19 protein-coding genes and 4 tRNA genes are annotated in these 16,455 nt (G+C 43.5%); 8 read left to right on the top strand and 15 right to left on the bottom strand.

All coding sequences use genetic code 11. From position 1 onward, the window contains the following. The 9 genes from FE810_RS11550 to hemE form a co-directional block, all read right to left on the bottom strand. The coding region (locus FE810_RS11550) for a GTP-binding protein (RefSeq protein ID WP_246037037.1) at positions 1-140 on the bottom strand (140 nt) is incomplete at its 3' end. Between the two features lie 93 nt (positions 141-233). Continuing rightward, positions 234-309, bottom strand: a tRNA-Thr gene (locus FE810_RS11545). Positions 310-318: 9 nt separating this feature from the next. Next, positions 319-393: transfer RNA gene (locus FE810_RS11540), tRNA-Gly, on the bottom strand. A gap of 32 nt (positions 394-425) precedes the next feature. After that, positions 426-510: transfer RNA gene (locus FE810_RS11535), tRNA-Tyr, on the bottom strand. Between the two features lie 14 nt (positions 511-524). Continuing rightward, positions 525-600: transfer RNA gene (locus FE810_RS11530), tRNA-Thr, on the bottom strand. Positions 601-764: 164 nt separating this feature from the next. After that, positions 765-1,499 carry a type III pantothenate kinase gene (locus FE810_RS11525; RefSeq protein ID WP_138320202.1) on the bottom strand — a complete coding sequence of 245 codons (735 nt, stop codon included), beginning with the start codon at positions 1,497-1,499 and terminating at the stop codon, positions 765-767. After that, positions 1,496-2,473 (bottom strand): bifunctional biotin--[acetyl-CoA-carboxylase] ligase/biotin operon repressor BirA, encoded by a 978-nt coding sequence (gene birA / locus FE810_RS11520; protein ID WP_138320201.1) that lies wholly within the window; start codon positions 2,471-2,473, stop codon positions 1,496-1,498. Before birA ends, FE810_RS11525 begins: the two co-directional genes overlap by 4 nt. Next, complete coding sequence (gene murB / locus FE810_RS11515; protein ID WP_138320200.1) at positions 2,473-3,492, bottom strand: UDP-N-acetylmuramate dehydrogenase; 1,020 nt, start codon at positions 3,490-3,492, stop codon at positions 2,473-2,475. Before murB ends, birA begins: the two co-directional genes overlap by 1 nt. A gap of 170 nt (positions 3,493-3,662) precedes the next feature. After that, positions 3,663-4,733, bottom strand: coding sequence for a uroporphyrinogen decarboxylase (gene hemE / locus FE810_RS11510; RefSeq protein WP_138320199.1), 1,071 nt, complete (start codon positions 4,731-4,733; stop codon positions 3,663-3,665). Between the two features lie 492 nt (positions 4,734-5,225). Between hemE and FE810_RS11505 the strand changes: the two genes are divergently transcribed. Then, entirely contained in the window at positions 5,226-6,068 is an 843-nt protein-coding gene (locus tag FE810_RS11505; protein WP_171022342.1) for a S1/P1 nuclease, read from the top strand. Positions 6,069-6,272: 204 nt separating this feature from the next. Continuing rightward, a complete protein-coding gene (gene rsd / locus FE810_RS11500) occupies positions 6,273-6,740 on the top strand; it encodes a sigma D regulator (RefSeq protein ID WP_138320197.1) in 468 nt (155 codons plus the stop codon). A 349-nt stretch (positions 6,741-7,089) separates the two neighbouring features. Here the strand turns inward: rsd and fkpA are convergent, their stop codons facing one another. Beyond that, a complete protein-coding gene (fkpA, locus tag FE810_RS11495; RefSeq protein ID WP_138320196.1) occupies positions 7,090-7,851 on the bottom strand; it encodes an FKBP-type peptidyl-prolyl cis-trans isomerase in 762 nt (253 codons plus the stop codon). Between the two features lie 266 nt (positions 7,852-8,117). On the opposite strand from fkpA, the gene FE810_RS11490 reads away from it, so the two are divergent. Continuing rightward, complete coding sequence (locus FE810_RS11490; RefSeq protein WP_246037031.1) at positions 8,118-8,348, top strand: SlyX family protein; 231 nt, start codon at positions 8,118-8,120, stop codon at positions 8,346-8,348. Positions 8,349-8,422: 74 nt separating this feature from the next. Here FE810_RS11490 and FE810_RS11485 read toward each other — a convergent pair whose 3' ends face one another. Continuing rightward, positions 8,423-8,617 (bottom strand): YheV family putative zinc ribbon protein, encoded by a 195-nt coding sequence (locus tag FE810_RS11485; protein WP_138320194.1) that lies wholly within the window; start codon positions 8,615-8,617, stop codon positions 8,423-8,425. Positions 8,618-8,797: 180 nt separating this feature from the next. Here FE810_RS11485 and FE810_RS11480 point away from each other — a divergent pair, with 180 nt between their 5' ends. Together FE810_RS11480 and FE810_RS11475 are read left to right on the top strand one after the other, a co-directional pair. After that, positions 8,798-10,693 carry an ATP-binding cassette domain-containing protein gene (locus tag FE810_RS11480; RefSeq protein WP_138320193.1) on the top strand — a complete coding sequence of 632 codons (1,896 nt, stop codon included), beginning with the start codon at positions 8,798-8,800 and terminating at the stop codon, positions 10,691-10,693. Between the two features lie 55 nt (positions 10,694-10,748). Beyond that, positions 10,749-11,150: a hypothetical protein gene (locus FE810_RS11475; RefSeq protein WP_138320192.1), complete on the top strand. Its 402-nt coding sequence runs from the start codon at positions 10,749-10,751 to the stop codon at positions 11,148-11,150. Between the two features lie 32 nt (positions 11,151-11,182). Here the strand turns inward: FE810_RS11475 and yghU are convergent, their stop codons facing one another. Then, positions 11,183-12,043 (bottom strand): glutathione-dependent disulfide-bond oxidoreductase, encoded by an 861-nt coding sequence (gene yghU, locus FE810_RS11470; protein ID WP_138320191.1) that lies wholly within the window; start codon positions 12,041-12,043, stop codon positions 11,183-11,185. Between the two features lie 310 nt (positions 12,044-12,353). On the opposite strand from yghU, the gene FE810_RS11465 reads away from it, so the two are divergent. Continuing rightward, positions 12,354-13,328 (top strand): hydrolase, encoded by a 975-nt coding sequence (locus FE810_RS11465; protein ID WP_138320190.1) that lies wholly within the window; start codon positions 12,354-12,356, stop codon positions 13,326-13,328. A 23-nt stretch (positions 13,329-13,351) separates the two neighbouring features. Further along, positions 13,352-13,591, top strand: coding sequence for a YheU family protein (locus tag FE810_RS11460; protein ID WP_138320189.1), 240 nt, complete (start codon positions 13,352-13,354; stop codon positions 13,589-13,591). Positions 13,592-13,619: 28 nt separating this feature from the next. Here the strand turns inward: FE810_RS11460 and FE810_RS11455 are convergent, their stop codons facing one another. From FE810_RS11455 to nudE, 3 genes are read right to left on the bottom strand one after another with little or no spacing between them, the layout of a single operon-like run. Beyond that, complete coding sequence (locus FE810_RS11455; RefSeq protein WP_171022341.1) at positions 13,620-14,228, bottom strand: YceI family protein; 609 nt, start codon at positions 14,226-14,228, stop codon at positions 13,620-13,622. A 47-nt stretch (positions 14,229-14,275) separates the two neighbouring features. After that, on the bottom strand, positions 14,276-15,100 hold the full coding sequence (gene cysQ, locus FE810_RS11450; protein ID WP_138320187.1) for a 3'(2'),5'-bisphosphate nucleotidase CysQ: 825 nt from the start codon (positions 15,098-15,100) through the stop codon (positions 14,276-14,278). Further along, complete coding sequence (nudE, locus tag FE810_RS11445) at positions 15,090-15,659, bottom strand: ADP compounds hydrolase NudE (protein WP_138320220.1); 570 nt, start codon at positions 15,657-15,659, stop codon at positions 15,090-15,092. Before nudE ends, cysQ begins: the two co-directional genes overlap by 11 nt. A 121-nt stretch (positions 15,660-15,780) precedes the next feature. Between nudE and yrfG the strand changes: the two genes are divergently transcribed. Continuing rightward, positions 15,781-16,440 (top strand): GMP/IMP nucleotidase, encoded by a 660-nt coding sequence (yrfG, locus tag FE810_RS11440; RefSeq protein ID WP_138320186.1) that lies wholly within the window; start codon positions 15,781-15,783, stop codon positions 16,438-16,440. The last annotated feature ends 15 nt before the right edge of the window (positions 16,441-16,455 follow it).

Raw genomic sequence — 16,455 nt, 5'->3', positions numbered from 1 at the left:
AAATCACGAACTTCACCACCGTGAGTCTTAGTCAATACCGCTGAAATCGCAGCAGTTAGAGTAGTCTTACCATGGTCAACGTGGCCGATTGTACCTACGTTAACGTGCGGTTTGGAACGTTCAAATTTTTCTTTAGCCATCTTCAATTACCTTTAAAGTACAATTTCTAATTTTTTACGGTAAAGATAAATGATAGATGGTTTCTCAAGAACCTTCTCAGAATTGAGAAGGAGTGGTGCTAATAGGCAGATTCGAACTGCCGACCTCACCCTTACCAAGGGTGCGCTCTACCAACTGAGCTATATCAGCACTCCTAATTGGAGCGGGTGGCGGGAATCGAACCCGCTTCTCCAGCTTGGAAGGCTGGGGTAATAGCCAGTATACGACACCCGCATATCTATCAAGCTATCTTTAAAACAAAAAAATGGTGGAGGGAGGTGGATTCGAACCACCGAAGGCTGAGCCGTCAGATTTACAGTCTGATCCCTTTGGCCACTCGGGAACCCCTCCAAATTTTGTATTAATGGTGCCGACTGCCGGAGTCGAACTGGCGACCTACTGATTACAAGTCAGTTGCTCTACCAACTGAGCTAAGTCGGCACTACATTAAGTGGTGCGAATTCTAGAGCAATGTTTTACACCATGCAATAGCTAAAACAAAAAAAATTGAGGCTTTTGGTTTGTTTGCTGTTTTTTTACACGGATATGTAAGGAAAACATTAATGAGTCGCACCACTATCGAATCTACAAGGGGTATTCTATGGCTAATTATCGATAAATTGGCTCATGCCAACAAAAATAAGATTTTGATGATAACTGGCATTTTTATCTAAATAAGGCATTAACGCTTTGCCATTTCCGCCCGTAATCAAGATTGTATCTATCTCAATATTCGATCGTGCTGCCTGCTTTTGAGCAAACTCTATCGCTGCAACCGTCATCGCCCAGCAACCATGATTCACGTTATCGCTGGTATTGTCGGCAAATCCAAGGTTGTCGGGAATCGAGAAAACACCGTCGACCTGAGTGGTATTGGAATACAAGGAAGAGATCATCATCGCAACACCAGGGGTAATCCAACCACCCAGATGCTTTTTATCGGCACTCACTAAATCAAGTGTGGTTGCGGTTCCGGCATCAATCACCAATAGGTTTTCTCCGGGGCTAAGCTGACTCGCGCCAATAATCGCCATCCATCGATCGATACCAAGTTGTGTCGGTTGCGAATAGCCGACCTGCACATCATGCTCGCACTTTGCCGTCATTAACCGTTTAAAGCCAATACGTTCCCGCTCACACAAAAGCTGCAAGCTGTGACAGAATTCCTCATTGGAAACTGCCGATACCAAGACTTTGTCTGGATGATGTAAGCTAATAAACCGCAACGCTTCACTTTCGCTTACTGATTGTGATTGAAACGATGACAACCGCATTTGCTGATTGTCCGACAACTGACATATCTTGATTCTGGAATTCCCCACATCAACGAATATGATCAATTTTGTCCCCTCAGGCTTAGTTCGCCACCGTAAATAGGTTTTACTTTACCGTTAACTTCAATCAATAACGCACCGTTGGCATTAATACCTCGGCAAATTCCTCGGGTAACTTGGCTGCCGCTGAATATTTCCACCGCTTGATTCAAAAATATATCGCGTTTTTGCCAATCTGCCAGCATCGGTGACAAACCATATTGCTGATGCTGAGCAAGACGACGATTAAATTGTACGATGAGGTTTGCAATCAATCGATTACGGTCAATGGATTGATTGCAGTGATTTGATAAGTCTGTCCAGGGTTGGTCAATCGCCTCCCCCTGTGCAGCAGGCATTTGAATATTCAGCCCTAAGCCGATAACACTGTGCCCCGACTCTGTGGGCTGGCCTTCTAACTCCACTAAAATGCCCGCAATTTTTTTGCCATCGACATATAAATCATTTGGCCACTTTAACTGCACATCGATTTGATAAGACGTTTCCAGAACATCCGCCACCGCCAATCCAATCACCACGGACAATCCCATCGCCGCAGCAACGCCTTGCTCCAACGGATAATACATAGAGAGATACAAATGTGAAGCAAACGGGGATACCCAGTTTTTGCCGCGTCGTCCACGTCCTGCAGATTGATATTCGGCGACACAGGTTTGGCCATTGACGACTTGATTGGGAAGGCGCCTTAAAAGATAGGAATTTGTCGAATCAATGATGGTATGCACTTCAACTGGGTTGTTCGCGCCAAGCGAGTGTAAATGCTGCTGAATCTGATTCGCCTGCAACAATTGAATAGGCTGCGCTAAACGATAACCCTTACCGTGAACTTTAAAGACATCCAATCCCATTTCAGTCAGTGCCTGGATGCTTTTTGAAATAGCTGTGCGACTGACGCCTAACGAGTCAGCTAAGACCTGGCCTGAAATAAATTCACCACCGGCCAGGCGTCGAATTAATTCTTCGCGAACTACTTTACCCATTAGCCAAGTTTATCCAAACTGGTTTCGCCATCAGCACCGATTAGCCTTACTTCAGGTGTTAACTCTACCGCAAACTTTTCTTTTACTCGCGTTTGTACATGCTTCGCCAGGGTGATGAGATCATCGCCGCTAGACTGTTCGATATTTGTTAACACCAACGCCTGACGATGATGCACCGCTGCGCCGCCAATTTGCGTGCCCTTTAATCCACATTGGTCAATCAACCATCCTGCCGCGAGTTTGACAGTACCATCGGCTTGTTGAAACGCCGGCATTGATTGATAGTCCGCTTTTAAGGCAAGAAAACATTGTTGATCCACTACTGGGTTTTTGAAAAAGCTGCCAACATTTGGAATATCGTCGGGGTCAGGCAGCTTACTTTGCCGGATCGCAACGACCGTATCAAAAACTTGCTTAGGTGTCGGCTGTTCGAGTTCTCGCAACCCAGGGTAAGACAATTGCGGTTGCCATTGTTTTGGCAATGTTAAACCGATGGCAACAATGATCCCCTTGCCTTTCAGCATTCTTTTAAAATTACTATCGCGATAACCAAAACCGCAATCCGAGCTTTGCAGTCGTTTTATTTGGGCGCTTTCAATATCAAACCAATCGACATAGTGACAGAAATCCGCCAGTTCAACGCCATAAGCGCCTATATTTTGAATGGGTGCGGCACCACAATTACCGGGAATCAAGGCTAGATTTTCAAGGCCCGGCATATTTTTTTCCAGACAGAAGCAGACTAATTGATGCCAGTTTTCTCCTGCCGCAACATGTAACTGCCAACTTTCCGCCCTTTCATTAATTTCAATACCCTTGAAATCCGGTTGAATAACGGTTCCAACATAGTCTTCTAAAAAAATACTGTTGCTACCACCACCCAAAATGTAAAACGCGCCCAGTCGATCAAAATCGATCTCGGATAATTGCTCAGGCTGGCGCAGATGTAGAAGGTTTTTCGCAAAGGCAGGAAGTGCAAACGTACTTAATGACTGCAATGAGAATTTGTGTGGAACCATTGAAAGCGCTTATTGATGAATCTTACTAATGATGATAAACCAGAACCTGTATGGGTTAAACCACAAATCACGGTTAATCGGATTAGAAGATAGGCTAAAGGAAAGAGATAGGATGATAGCGCCGCGACTTTGCCTGAAGTAAGCCAAGAGCAGCGCCATGTCGAGACGGGTTATTTCTGGTGGTAAGGTTTACTGAGGCGATGAACCGCATCAATAAAATAACCCGCATGCTCAGGGTTCACGTCAGGGTGAATCCCATGTCCCAGGTTAAATACATGACCAGTATTGTCATGGCCGTAGCCCGCAAGAATCGTCGCAACTTCCTGTTCAATCCTTTCCTTCGGCGCGTATAACATCGAAGGGTCCATATTTCCTTGCAAGGCAACTTTATCACCAACACGTGCTTTCGCGTCTTCGATATTAATGGTCCAATCAAGACCCACAGCATCACAACCGGTTGCTGCGATTGATTCCAACCACATGCCGCCATTTTTGGTAAATAAGGTTACTGGAACTTTTCTGCCTTCATTTTCACGCGTTAATGCGTCAACAATTTTGTGCATATATTGTAATGAAAATTCTTTATACATCGCAGGGGATAATACGCCGCCCCACGTATCAAACACCATGACCGACTGCGCACCGGCAGCAATTTGTGCGTTTAGATAACTAATCACAGAGTCAGCAAGTTTGTCGAGTAACAAATGCAGAGTTTGCGGCTCGGCAAACATCATCTTCTTAATTTTGGTAAATGCCTTGGAACTGCCACCTTCCACCATATAGGTTGCGAGTGTCCATGGGCTACCAGAAAAACCGATTAATGGTACATCACCATTTAACGCTTTTCGAATAGAGCGAACGGCATTCATAACATACTGTAATTCACCTTCGGGATCCGGATGACCAATTTTATCGACATCGGCTTTACATGTTATCGGGCGCTCAAACTTAGGGCCCTCACCTGTTTCAAAATACAGGCCTAATCCCATCGCATCCGGTATCGTCAAAATATCGCTAAACAGGATCGCCGCATCTAATGGAAATCGACGCAAAGGTTGCAGCGTTACTTCAGTAGCTAACTCGGTATTACGGCAAAGCGCCATAAAATCACCCGCGTCTTTTCGGGTGGCTTTGTACTCGGGCAAATATCTTCCCGCCTGGCGCATCATCCAGATCGGAGTGTAATCTACAGGTTGCTTTAGCAAAGCTCGAAGATAATTGTCGTTTTTTAGTTCAGTCATCTTGGTTTCCGCGAAAAAAGTTGCCGCCATTTTACCCAAAGTTTTGGCTGGTGACTATGACCGATTCCAGGATTCAAAGACTTTCTTTGAATATCAACAAATTGCCGATTTTTTGTCAGTATGGTTTCCTGGAAAACACTCGACAAACGAGGTTTTTCGTACACTTGCTCAAATAAAAGGTTCAAAAAATAAATGTAAAAAAGTGTTGCGCTGGAAATATACCTTTGTTATAAATTTCACACGCTTTACAGAATAACTAATAAGAAGCTAGTTTTAACTAGACCTTACAGCGAGCATTTCCGGCCTTATCTTTTGATAAGGCCTTTTTATTTTCAGCCCCATGACACTCATAAAACTGAAGATTTCCGTTCGAAATTTCTTTTCATCAGTTACTTGCTAAAATCCAGATAAAGCCCAAATAAAAAACATTTAAGTTATCTGATGAAGCGTGTCTGCATTACTTTAATTACTTCTTTCATCCTGTTCAGTTGCATGTCTGGCGCGAACAAATCTTTTGCGCTGGGGCAACAAGGTCATCAAATCGTTTGCCAGTTGGCTTTTAATAACCTGAATCATCGACAACAACAATCCCTACAAAACTGGGTGGCGCAGATTTCACCAAGACATAAATCGCAGATTAATCACCGCTTACATCGCGATAAAAATGCCACACTGACATTTTCTGATGCCTGTGTTTGGGCTGACGCCATACGACATATCGATACATATAAGCCATTTTCCACGTGGCATTATGTCAATGTTGAACGCGATGATTTAAGGGCTACAGGGTTTGGTTGCCCGCGCGGCTGCATTATTCAGGCGATGATCACTCATGATCAACAATGGCGTGAGAATCGGCCCGTAACGGATCGCCTCGAAGCACTACTGTTTCTCAGTCACTGGTTTGGGGATATCCACCAACCCTTACACGTTAGTTTTCAATCGGATCGTGGTGGCAATGATACTTTGGTAATCGATAGCGCCAACAAATGCACAAACCTGCATCAAGTCTGGGACACCTGTCTGGTAAGGGATATCGCTATGACGGACCAGCAATGGCAAATACGCTTCGTCGACTATCAAAAAAGCCAAAATCTGGAATTTATTGATCAATTACGTTTGCCAACCGTCGTAAGCTGGGCCAACGAATCATTATTCATTACAAGAAATCCCAGATTACAGTATTGTCATACTCAAGGGGGAAATTGGTGCTACCCAGTAGCAGGAGATATTTTCTATAACAGACATTACATTGAGCAAAATAAACATCTTTTACAACAACAAATACTTCTTTCGGCCTTACGATTAAGGGCGTATTTAGCAGCGACTCTTTAAGTTAACGATTTTTCATTTGCATTTGGAAAATAGCATCTATACTTATTTTTACAATTAAAAATAAACAGTTACTGAAGATCAGAAAAAACGTTCATGATTATAAACGTCTTCGGCAACGCAAATGTTAAAAGTTTGTTGCATTTTCTGGTAGTATTCAGTGATATTTCACTCACCATTACGATTTTTTTGAAGTCGGAGGGAAAAATGCTAACACGTCTGGAACAAGCACAACAACAATGGGGTGGCTCATCAAACCTCATCGATAATTGGTTAACTGAACGGCAAGATGTATTAGTAAATTATTGTCGCTTAGCTGGCTTACCACCTTTTGATAAAACCGACCGCGCTTTGCCGAAAAGTTCGGATATTCAAGCCTTCTGTCAGGTTCTGGTAGATTACATCTCTGCGGGACATTTCGAAGTCTTTGATCAAATTGTCAATAAATGCAAAGAGAATGGACCACAAAGTCTCGCTCTGGCGCAACGCATCTACCCACTAATATCTCGTTCGACCGACATGGCTCTAACCTTTAATGATAAATATGCTGACTTAAATGAAGATACTGAATTAGAAGGGTTCGATGCCAGCCTTTCCGCCTTAGGTCAATTTCTGGAAGAACGCTTTGATTTAGAAGATCAGCTGATTGAAGCGTTATATAAAACAAGCGCTTAAATACATTGAAACGCTGCGCTCTGATTGGGGCGCAGCACCCATTTCTATTTTACGACTTTACAACAGGTTACTAAGGCGAAATGTTTCTCCAAGCATTTCGCCATACACACCTTTCATGGTGCGATCTTTCCACATTAGCTTTCCGGTAATATTGAACACCTTTCCCCCTAGAGATAATCGATTACCCGTGCCATGGCTCGTATCGAAATATAAAAGGACTTATGGAATGTCGGGATATCAGGGTGGGAATATCACGACGAAATACATCCCTGTATAAAAAAAGCCCGAAGTGCAGAGCACATCGGGCTTTTTCAATCAATGCAAGGCGATTGCCTTAAATCATAAATGATTATTTTTCAGATTCTTCAGCCGCTTCAGGCTTGATGATATCCAATAATTCCACTTCAAATACTAATGTAGAGTTTGCTGGAATTGGACCTGTGCCATTTGGACCGTATGCCAATTCAGAAGGGATCACAAACTTGTACTTAGAACCTACATTCATCAATTGAACACCTTCGGTCCAACCTTTGATAACGCGATTCAATGGGAATTCAATTGGCTCGCCACGAGAATAAGAGCTATCAAATTCTTCGCCATTGATTAACGTTCCTTTATAGTGAACTTTAACCGTATCTGTTGCTGCTGGCTTGTCACCTTCACCTTCAGTCAGAACCTGATATTGTAAACCTGACTCTGTCACTTCTACGCCTTCAGTCTTGGCATTTTCAGCCATAAACGCCTGGCCTTCGGTCAAGTTTTTATCCGACTCAAGTTTTGCCTGCTCTTCTTGTTTCGCGCGAACTTCCTGCTCAAACGCCATCAAGGTCTTCTCAACTTCTTCTTGAGTCAACTGGCTATTACCAGCCAGGCTTTCGCTTAATCCTTGAATGATTAGATCTCGGTCTAAATTAAAACCATAATCCTGCTGCTCTTTCAATGTTTTGCTAAGATAGCCACCCATTGAAGAACCAATTGCATAAGCTTGCTTCTGCGCTGGAGTTTCCAATTTCGTGGTTGGAGCTTGTTCAGCTTCTTGTTTTTTCTCCTGACAGCCCATCATCGCTAGAACCGCAACAGCTACCAGAGTAGGTTTGAAAAGTTGTTTCATATTGTTCTCCAAAAAGAAACCGCATATCAGAGAAATCCCCAATATATTCGGGTTTATTGTTATTATCCGGGTAATAAAAGTTCCTAATACTAGCGTTAAACACCCAAATAATAAAGCCCCAGCGAACATCCACATGCGTACCACTGCAAACTACTGATTCAAACCAAGGTTACAAAATACTTAATATAGTTGAGTCTAAGTTGTTTGCGACTTTATCTTTAGCGATAATACGCTCTTAGAACCTTCGAATGATTATGAGTTTAACCATGACCCAGACAAATGATACGACGCAATTGAATCAAAGACTCGACAACCTTGAAACACGATTAGCCTTTCAAGACGATGTTATTGACCAGCTAAATCATGAGATCAGCGTGCATCAGCAGAAAATAAAAGACTTAAATGAGCAATTGCACTTAATTGGGCAAAAAGTGCGGGATATGAATACATCCGTCGTTGGACGTGATGAAGATGAAACGCCTCCGCCTCATTACTAAGCACATCACACCGGACCACAGACGTTAGCTGCCAGTAATTCGCATATTTCGGGTTTTGGGTTATAGGTGAAGCGCTATTCTGGCTTAAATACACCAATAACCTGTTCTTGCTGACGAACATCGGATGCGACTTGTTCTTCAGGCTGTGTCATTTGCATACCACAACTGACACAAGTGACCTGTTCTACACCATCGCTTTTGGTCAATGCCATCGTATCCAGGCTTTTACATTTTGGGCACACGGCACCGGCAATAAATCGTTTCTTCATTTAACATTCAAAGGTAAACTGCTCAAGCGCGTTATTTTACTCGCAATTTGTACTAATTACGATATGTAGCCACCCATTCAGTGAATATTTAGAATGACTCTGGCATCGACCACGTATCCATTTACATTGGAATAAACACCAGTGCAGTTTTAATGATTAACACCATAAAGGAAGTTCACCTTGATCAATGCCAACAACCTTACTCTCGCCCGAGGCGTCAACCCACTGTTTCAGGATGCCAGTTTTCGTATCCACCCTGGACACAAGGTTGGATTGGTTGGCGCTAATGGTTGCGGGAAATCTTCCTTTTTCGCGGCTCTAACCGGAAATCTTGGCATCGATCAGGGAACCTTGGAAATGCCAGGTGGTTGGCAAATTGCTACGGTAAAACAGGAAACTCCGGCATTATCTCAGTCCGCTCTTGATTATGTTATCGATGGCGATACCGAATATCGCGCGTTAGAACACAAACTTGAGCAAGCCAGAGCCAAGAATGACGGTAGTCGAGAAGCGGAAATTTTAAATCAAATCGACGTGATTCAGGGTTATAGTCTCGACGCACGCGCCGGTGAACTGCTGCACGGCCTGGGTTTTATGCAGGAGCAATTACAGGACCCAGTCAGCAGCTTTTCCGGAGGCTGGCGAATGCGTTTAAACCTGGCTCAGGCTCTTATTAGTCGTGCGGATTTGATGTTGCTCGATGAGCCAACTAACCATTTGGATTTGGATGCAGTTTTGTGGTTACAGCGCTGGTTAAAACGGTATACCGGTACCTTAGTACTGATATCCCATGATCGAGATTTTCTTGATAATGTCATCAACCAAACCTTGCATATTGAACATCGCAAAGCGCGTTTATATAGCGGTAACTACACCAGCTTTGAGCGTCAGCGAGCGGAACAATTGGCCCAACAAGAAGCCATGTATCAAAAGCAGCAACGAGAGGTAAAGCATTTAACCTCGTTCGTTGACCGTTTTCGCGCTAAGGCCAGTAAAGCCAAGCAGGCTCAAAGCCGATTAAAACGTCTACAAAAATTGCCGGATTTAATGCCCGCGCACGTAGACAGCCAATTTCAGTTTCGCTTTATTAACCCAGATTACATGCCTTACCCTTTGTTGACATTAGAAAAGAGCAACTGTGGTTATGGCCCTGAGACAACCATATTAGAAGATGTAAAAATAAACCTGGTGCCGGGTTCTCGTATTGGCCTGCTGGGTCGTAATGGCGCCGGTAAATCAACATTAATTAAATCTTTGGCGGGTGAACTGGCCCTCAATTGTGGCACCAGATTTTGCGCGCAAGAACTAACCATTGGTTATTTTTCTCAACATCAACTTGAGCAATTGTCCTTAGATTCAACGCCATTAAATCAATTATTGCTGACACACCCTGACATGACGGATTTAGAAGGTCGCAATCATTTAGGTCGGTTTGGCTTTAGTGGCGATCAGGCATTAGGGCAAATCAATACTATGTCCGGTGGTGAAAAAGCACGACTGGTACTGGCGATGATTGTCTTACAAAAACCGCAATTACTCTTACTCGATGAACCAACCAACCATTTAGATATTGAGATGCGTCAGGCTCTGGTCATGGCATTACAGGAATTTGATGGTGCGATTATTTTGATTGCCCATGATAGGTTCTTGCTGGAATCTTGTGTTGATGAATTTTATCTGGTCGGGAACGGCAAGGTAGAGCCATTTAGCGGCGATATCGATGATTATCAGCGTTGGTTAGATGACGACAAGAAAGCAGCAAAGCAAGAAAGCAAAGTCGACAAAGAGCTTCCCAAGGTTGATAAAAAAGAACAACGCCGGCAACAGGCTGAGCTTCGCAAAAAAGCAGCTCCGCTAAAGAAGCAAGCCGACAAACTGGAACAGCAAATCGAACAATGGCAAGGCCAGTTAGATGATATTGAACAACAACTCGCATTAAGCGAGACCTACGATGCCGAGAACAAGGCTCATCTTGCAGAGCTACTGCAACATCAGGGCAAACTTAAGCCAAACATTGAAACCGCCGAAGAGCAATGGATGGAATTGTTAGAGCAAATAGAAGAAATAACTGAGTAAAATATGCTAGCGCAATATGCTGCAGTAAAAAATAAAAACAAATAGGATTTAAACAATGAAAAAGCTTTTGCTGCTCACCGCATTTTCGAGCATGGCGACAAGCGCACCCTACGACGCCATCGAAAGAAATGCGATTAGCTCAGCCTTTGACGCGCTACAGGCTTTCCAGGTATTAACATACGTTGCGAAGCAATGCCGTCAGGAGGGGGAGGTAGAATACGCCCCAAAAACGGATCTAGACTCTCTGATCCATAATAAGCTTCACATTAATCTTGACGAACTTGAACGATTAGCCCTCACCAGAGAAGCTTACCTGCAATCATACCAATATCAAATCAGCGATATTGAGTGCTCTCTAATCCGTGTCGCTGAATATTACGATGACTACGATATGGCAAAGTTCAATTTCGAACTTTACCAGCCTATCTCACGACCACTGGCGGTATCCGACGAATAACTCCTAGGGTAAAACATCGCCATAGTGCCAGACTAGTCCTGGCGCTGTGTCAACATATCAAAATCTGAGGCATCATGACGATTCGGTAACTGCTCATGGGCTTCGCCCCAGGTGCGATTCACTTTGCGGCCACGGATCACCGCAGGCCTTTCATCAATAGCTTTAGCCCATCGTATTACATTCTTATATTCATCAACCGATAAGAATTCCGCCGCATCGTATAAACGGCCTAACACTAAAGCCCCATACCAGGGCCAAATCGCCATATCGGCAATGGTATACTCGTCTCCACACATATAGGTATTTTCAGCCAGATGAATATCTAAAACACTGAGTTGGCGTTTTGCTTCCATGGCAAAGCGATTAATAGGATATTCATATTTTTCGGGGGCGTAGGCATAAAAATGACCGAAACCACCACCTAAGAATGGACCGCTACCAACTTGCCAGAATAACCAAGACAGGCACTCGGCTCTAGTTGCGCCACTATTAGGTAAGAACTCACCAAACGTTTCCGCCAGATGCATCAAAATAGCACCTGATTCGAAAATGCGAACATCCTCTTCACCACGTTTATCCAATAGCGCTGGAATTTTAGAGTTTGGATTAATGTCAACAAAGCCCGAGCTGAACTGATCACCTTCAGAAATTTCGATCAAATGGGCATCGTATTCGGCGTCTACGTAACCTTTTGCCAATAGCTCTTCAAACATAATCGTAATTTTTACGCCATTTGGCGTTGCCAGTGAATAAAGTTGAAATGGATGATTACCTACCGGTAATGCATTGTTGTGAGTTGCACCGGCTATGGGTCGGTTAATATTGGCAAACTTACCACCACTGGCCGTATCCCAAGTCCACACTTTCGGCGGTTGAAACGCGTTATCACTCATAATTATCTCCATTGTCTTTTTTGAGGCCATGCTAAATTCTAGGTAATATTTTCTTTCCCACACGTAATACAAATTAAGCGACGTTGATGGCCGAGAATATCGGTGAGAAATACTACTCAGTGAGATATACGGAACATGGCAGATTTTCGATTAAAGTGTCGAAAATTCTAGTTTTAGCACTGATTAAACCAAGACCAACATTACATTAACAAACAATATTCAACTCCTACCAGTGAACTTCCACGATCAAAACATTGGAGCTTTAACCTAATCGGTTTATAATTTCCGGCGTTATAAAATTAAGGCATCCATGAGTAAATTCAGTAATTTCAAACCCGCTTGGTGGCTAAAGAACCGCCACCTACAGACCATGGCGGCAAAAATATTAAGAAGAAAGCAATCCATACAAGTGGTAGAAGAAACCATTGAGTTGAGCGATGGCGACTTCTTAGATCTGGTATGGACAGAAGATCCACAAAATTCACCGGATAAACCCATTGTTTTGGTCTTGCACGGTTTAGAAGGCTCCATCAACAGTCATTACGCCAAAGGCATGATGAATGCGATCAAGCAACGTGGATGGGTCGGTTTATTAATGCACTTTCGCGGTTGTAGTGGGCGTCCAAATCGTCATGCCCAGTCCTATCACTCCGGTGCTACCGATGATGTACATTTTATTACCCAATGGCTGCAACAACGATTTCCTGAGCGCCAGCATGGTATTTTAGGATTTTCATTAGGTGGCAACGTACTCGCTAAATACTTAGCTGAAGATCCAGCGCCAATCTATCGAAGTGCCGTTGTGATCTGTGCCCCCTTGCATTTAGCCAGTTGCGCACAGCAAATCGACATCGGTTTTTCCAAGATATACCAAAAGTATTTGGTCGATATGCTAAAAGACAGTACTTCAGAGAAAGTGACGATGAAACTGATTAAGCATATTGATCATCAAGAATTAAAGGCAATCACCTCGATCCATGAGTTTGATCAGAAAATCACCGCACCCTTAAATGGTTTTAAAGATGCCAATGACTACTATGAAAAAGCTAGCGGTATCTTCGTACTGGACCGCATCAACCGCCCTACATTAATACTGCACGCTCAGGACGACCCCTTTCTGTGCAATGATCATATTATGGAGATGGATGTCAGCAATCCCAACCTCACGTTAGAAGTCAGTAAATACGGTGGGCATGTTGGCTTCATTGCCGGAACGAATCCGTTTAAACCGATGTACTGGCTGGAAGAACGGGTACTGGATCACATTGGCGAACATTTTGAATAAAACCATAAAGGACTGAGACAGACATGATAATCCCCGTAGAACAATTGCAACAAGAGACATTGCTCGCCATCATTGATGAGTTCATTCTAAGAGAGGGGACGGATTATGGATTGCAGGAATATTCCCATCAGCAAAAAGTTTTACAGATCCAGGCGCAGCTAAAGTCGGGGCGATTAGTCATTGTATTTTCTGAAGCGTATGAAACCGTCAATATTATGCTCGCCGAACAGTTTCAACAACAATCGGCATCTAATCCCTCCTAAGCGAAAACTGACGTTATCACTTAAGACACTATTTCATGTCTTCGAGAGTCAATACAAACGAAACCGGTATCGCGCTGGCGATGGCATCTAAACCTGCGATATCCGCTAACTGCTTGATACCATCCAATAGCGAAAATTCCGCTGCCTGAATCACGGTGGGCTGAGTCGATGTTACCACTAATTTATCCTTTGCTTCCATAAACACGGCACAGGAAATCGTCACCATTCGTGCCTGACCATGCAATTCCAGCTTACCATCGAGGTTAAACTGTTTCATTTCCCCCGGAACCAAAGACGCCAGTAAACCATTGGGTAGCGTGGCAGTTAATACCGCTTCGGAAAATTTTGACGTTTCAAATAGCATTTCCTGCATACGATTATCACGAATATCAATCCCTGTGTTGACCGAGGTCAGGTCAATTTTCACTGTCACTTCACCGCTATCATTGACGTTGGCCTCGAAGTTTTTAAACTCATGAGTCTCAGCAATTGCATTTTTCTTAATGCTAATAAAGCTGAGCGACGATGCGTGTTCAACAGATTGCCAGGCCGCCTTTGCAGGTATCGCACCAAACGTCCCTAATGCAGTGATCAAGGTGAAAGATAACATTGTTTTTTTCAAATTAAGATTGAGCATAGTTTTCTCCATAATCGGCTGAAGGCGGGCGATATATGTAATTGCGATTAATAGTCTCGTTGGCATCGATAGGGTTTAACAATATCCTGCCAAGGTATCTGTTGATTACCCATGGCGATAAAATCGGGATTCATTAAGCTTTCCCGCTTATTGTAGCTTAATGGGTTGAACTCACTGTCCAGGATTGTCCCCCCTGCCTCTTCGAGGATAATCTGGCTCGCGCCGGTATCCCACTCGCCGGTAGGTCCGGTACGGATATAAAAATCCGCGATACCTTCCGCAATTAAACAACTTTTCAATGAGCAACTGCCAAAAGGAATGTTCACAAAGGAGACATTCGCAAAAAGATATTGCGTTACATTATTCAGTGCCTGACGTCGACTTACTGCCATATTTAAAGGGCGCTCACCGTCGTAATCAGCAACGCGAATTTGATTTTCAACTCCGCTTGCATCTCTTTTGAAACAGCCATAGCCTTTTTCGGCAAAGTAGGTGTTTTGATGAGATGGCGCGTGAATGACGCCAAGATACGGCCAACCGTCTACCACTAATGCAATGTTCACGGCAAAATCGCCACTACCAGCGATAAACTCGCCGGTGCCATCAATCGGGTCTAATAGCCAGTAACGTTGCCAGTCCCCTCGTTGTGATAATGTTTGCAGCTCGCTTTCTTCGGATATTACCGGGATATTCGGAGTCAGCTGCTGCAGTTGTTCCATTATGACCTGATTTGCGGCAATATCCGCAGACGTAACAGGGCTTAAATCATCTTTCTGATATTGACTGAAATCACCATTTCGGTAGATTTCCATGACTTTTTCGCCTGCCATTAATGCGGCATCAATTGCAATTTGCAACAAATCACTTGTCATCAGGTACCTCGAGAAAATCCTTGAGCAACAATAACGCGGCAATACTGCGCGCTTCGGTAAAATCTGTTTGGGCTAATAAAGACTTATAGTCACTCAATGGCCATTGCACAACTTCCAAAGGTTCAGGTTCATCACCTTCTAATACACTGGCAAACAAATCTTTGGCAATAAAAATATCCATCTTCGCATTAAAGAATGCCGGTGCCATACATACCTGATGCAAATGCGTCCAGCCATGCGCGCCAAAGCCGACTTCTTCTTGAAGTTCACGATTGGCGGCTTGCTGTGGTTGTTCACCAGGATCGACTAAGCCTTTAGGAAACCCTAGCTGATAATTATGAGTTCCGGCACAATATTCACGGATGAGCAATAAAGTATCCGCGTCAAGCAAAGGCACCACCATCACGGCTCCCTGACCACTACCTTTAATTTTCTCAAAGCAGCGCTCGGCACCATTACTAAATTTTAAATCCACTTGTTCCACCGCAACCAATCGGCTTCGGGCGACTTCTTTGCAGGCCACGATTTCGGGCAATTGTTTATGTTTAGATTTATCCATCATGAAAACTTGGCTTATCTACCCGTTATTCACCAAGCTCAGGTTTAAGCTCAGGAAAACGAATGTGAAAAGATTGGAGTTTATAATATACTGCCCAAACACGATTTTATAGGGCAAATCCATGTTTGATTGGGCAAAAATTGATACCGTACTGCTGGATATGGATGGCACATTGCTGGATTTGCACTTTGATAATCACTTCTGGCGAGAACACCTTCCTCTTCGCTATGCTCAACATCACGAGATAAGCAAAAAAGATGCCCACAACTTCCTGATGGCTGGCTATGAGGATGTGGCAGGAACGATTGACTGGTACTGCCTCGATTACTGGGCTGAAAAAACCAAACTTCCCATTGTTGAATTAAAAAAAGAAGTTCAGCATTTAATTCAAATGCGGGACGATGCTCATGATTTTCTTGTGGCGTTAAAAAAAGCCAATAAAAAAGTCATTTTGGTTACCAATGCTCATCCTGCTGCGTTGCAATTGAAAATAGAAAGAACCGGCTTAGATACCTATTTTGATCAATTGATTTCCACCCATCAATTTGGCGTAACGAAAGAGTCGCAATTGTTATGGCAGCGCCTACAACAACATTTACAGTTTGATATATCCACAACCTTATTTGTGGATGACAGCCTGCCAATATTACAAAGTGCGCAAACCTTTGGTATCGCCAATTTATTGGCGATTGCGAATCCCGATAGCAAGTTGCCCAGTAACGACATAAGCGAATTTATTTCTATCGAGCATTATCAAGAAGTTATCCCGGATATCTGCTAAAAACTCATTCCTGTC

The sequence above is a fragment of the Thalassotalea litorea genome (assembly GCF_005843925.1).
GTDB lineage: Bacteria > Pseudomonadota > Gammaproteobacteria > Enterobacterales > Alteromonadaceae > Thalassotalea_A > Thalassotalea_A litorea_A.
Note: the sequence above shows the minus strand (reverse complement) of the source record. Positions and strands in the feature narration are given on the sequence as shown.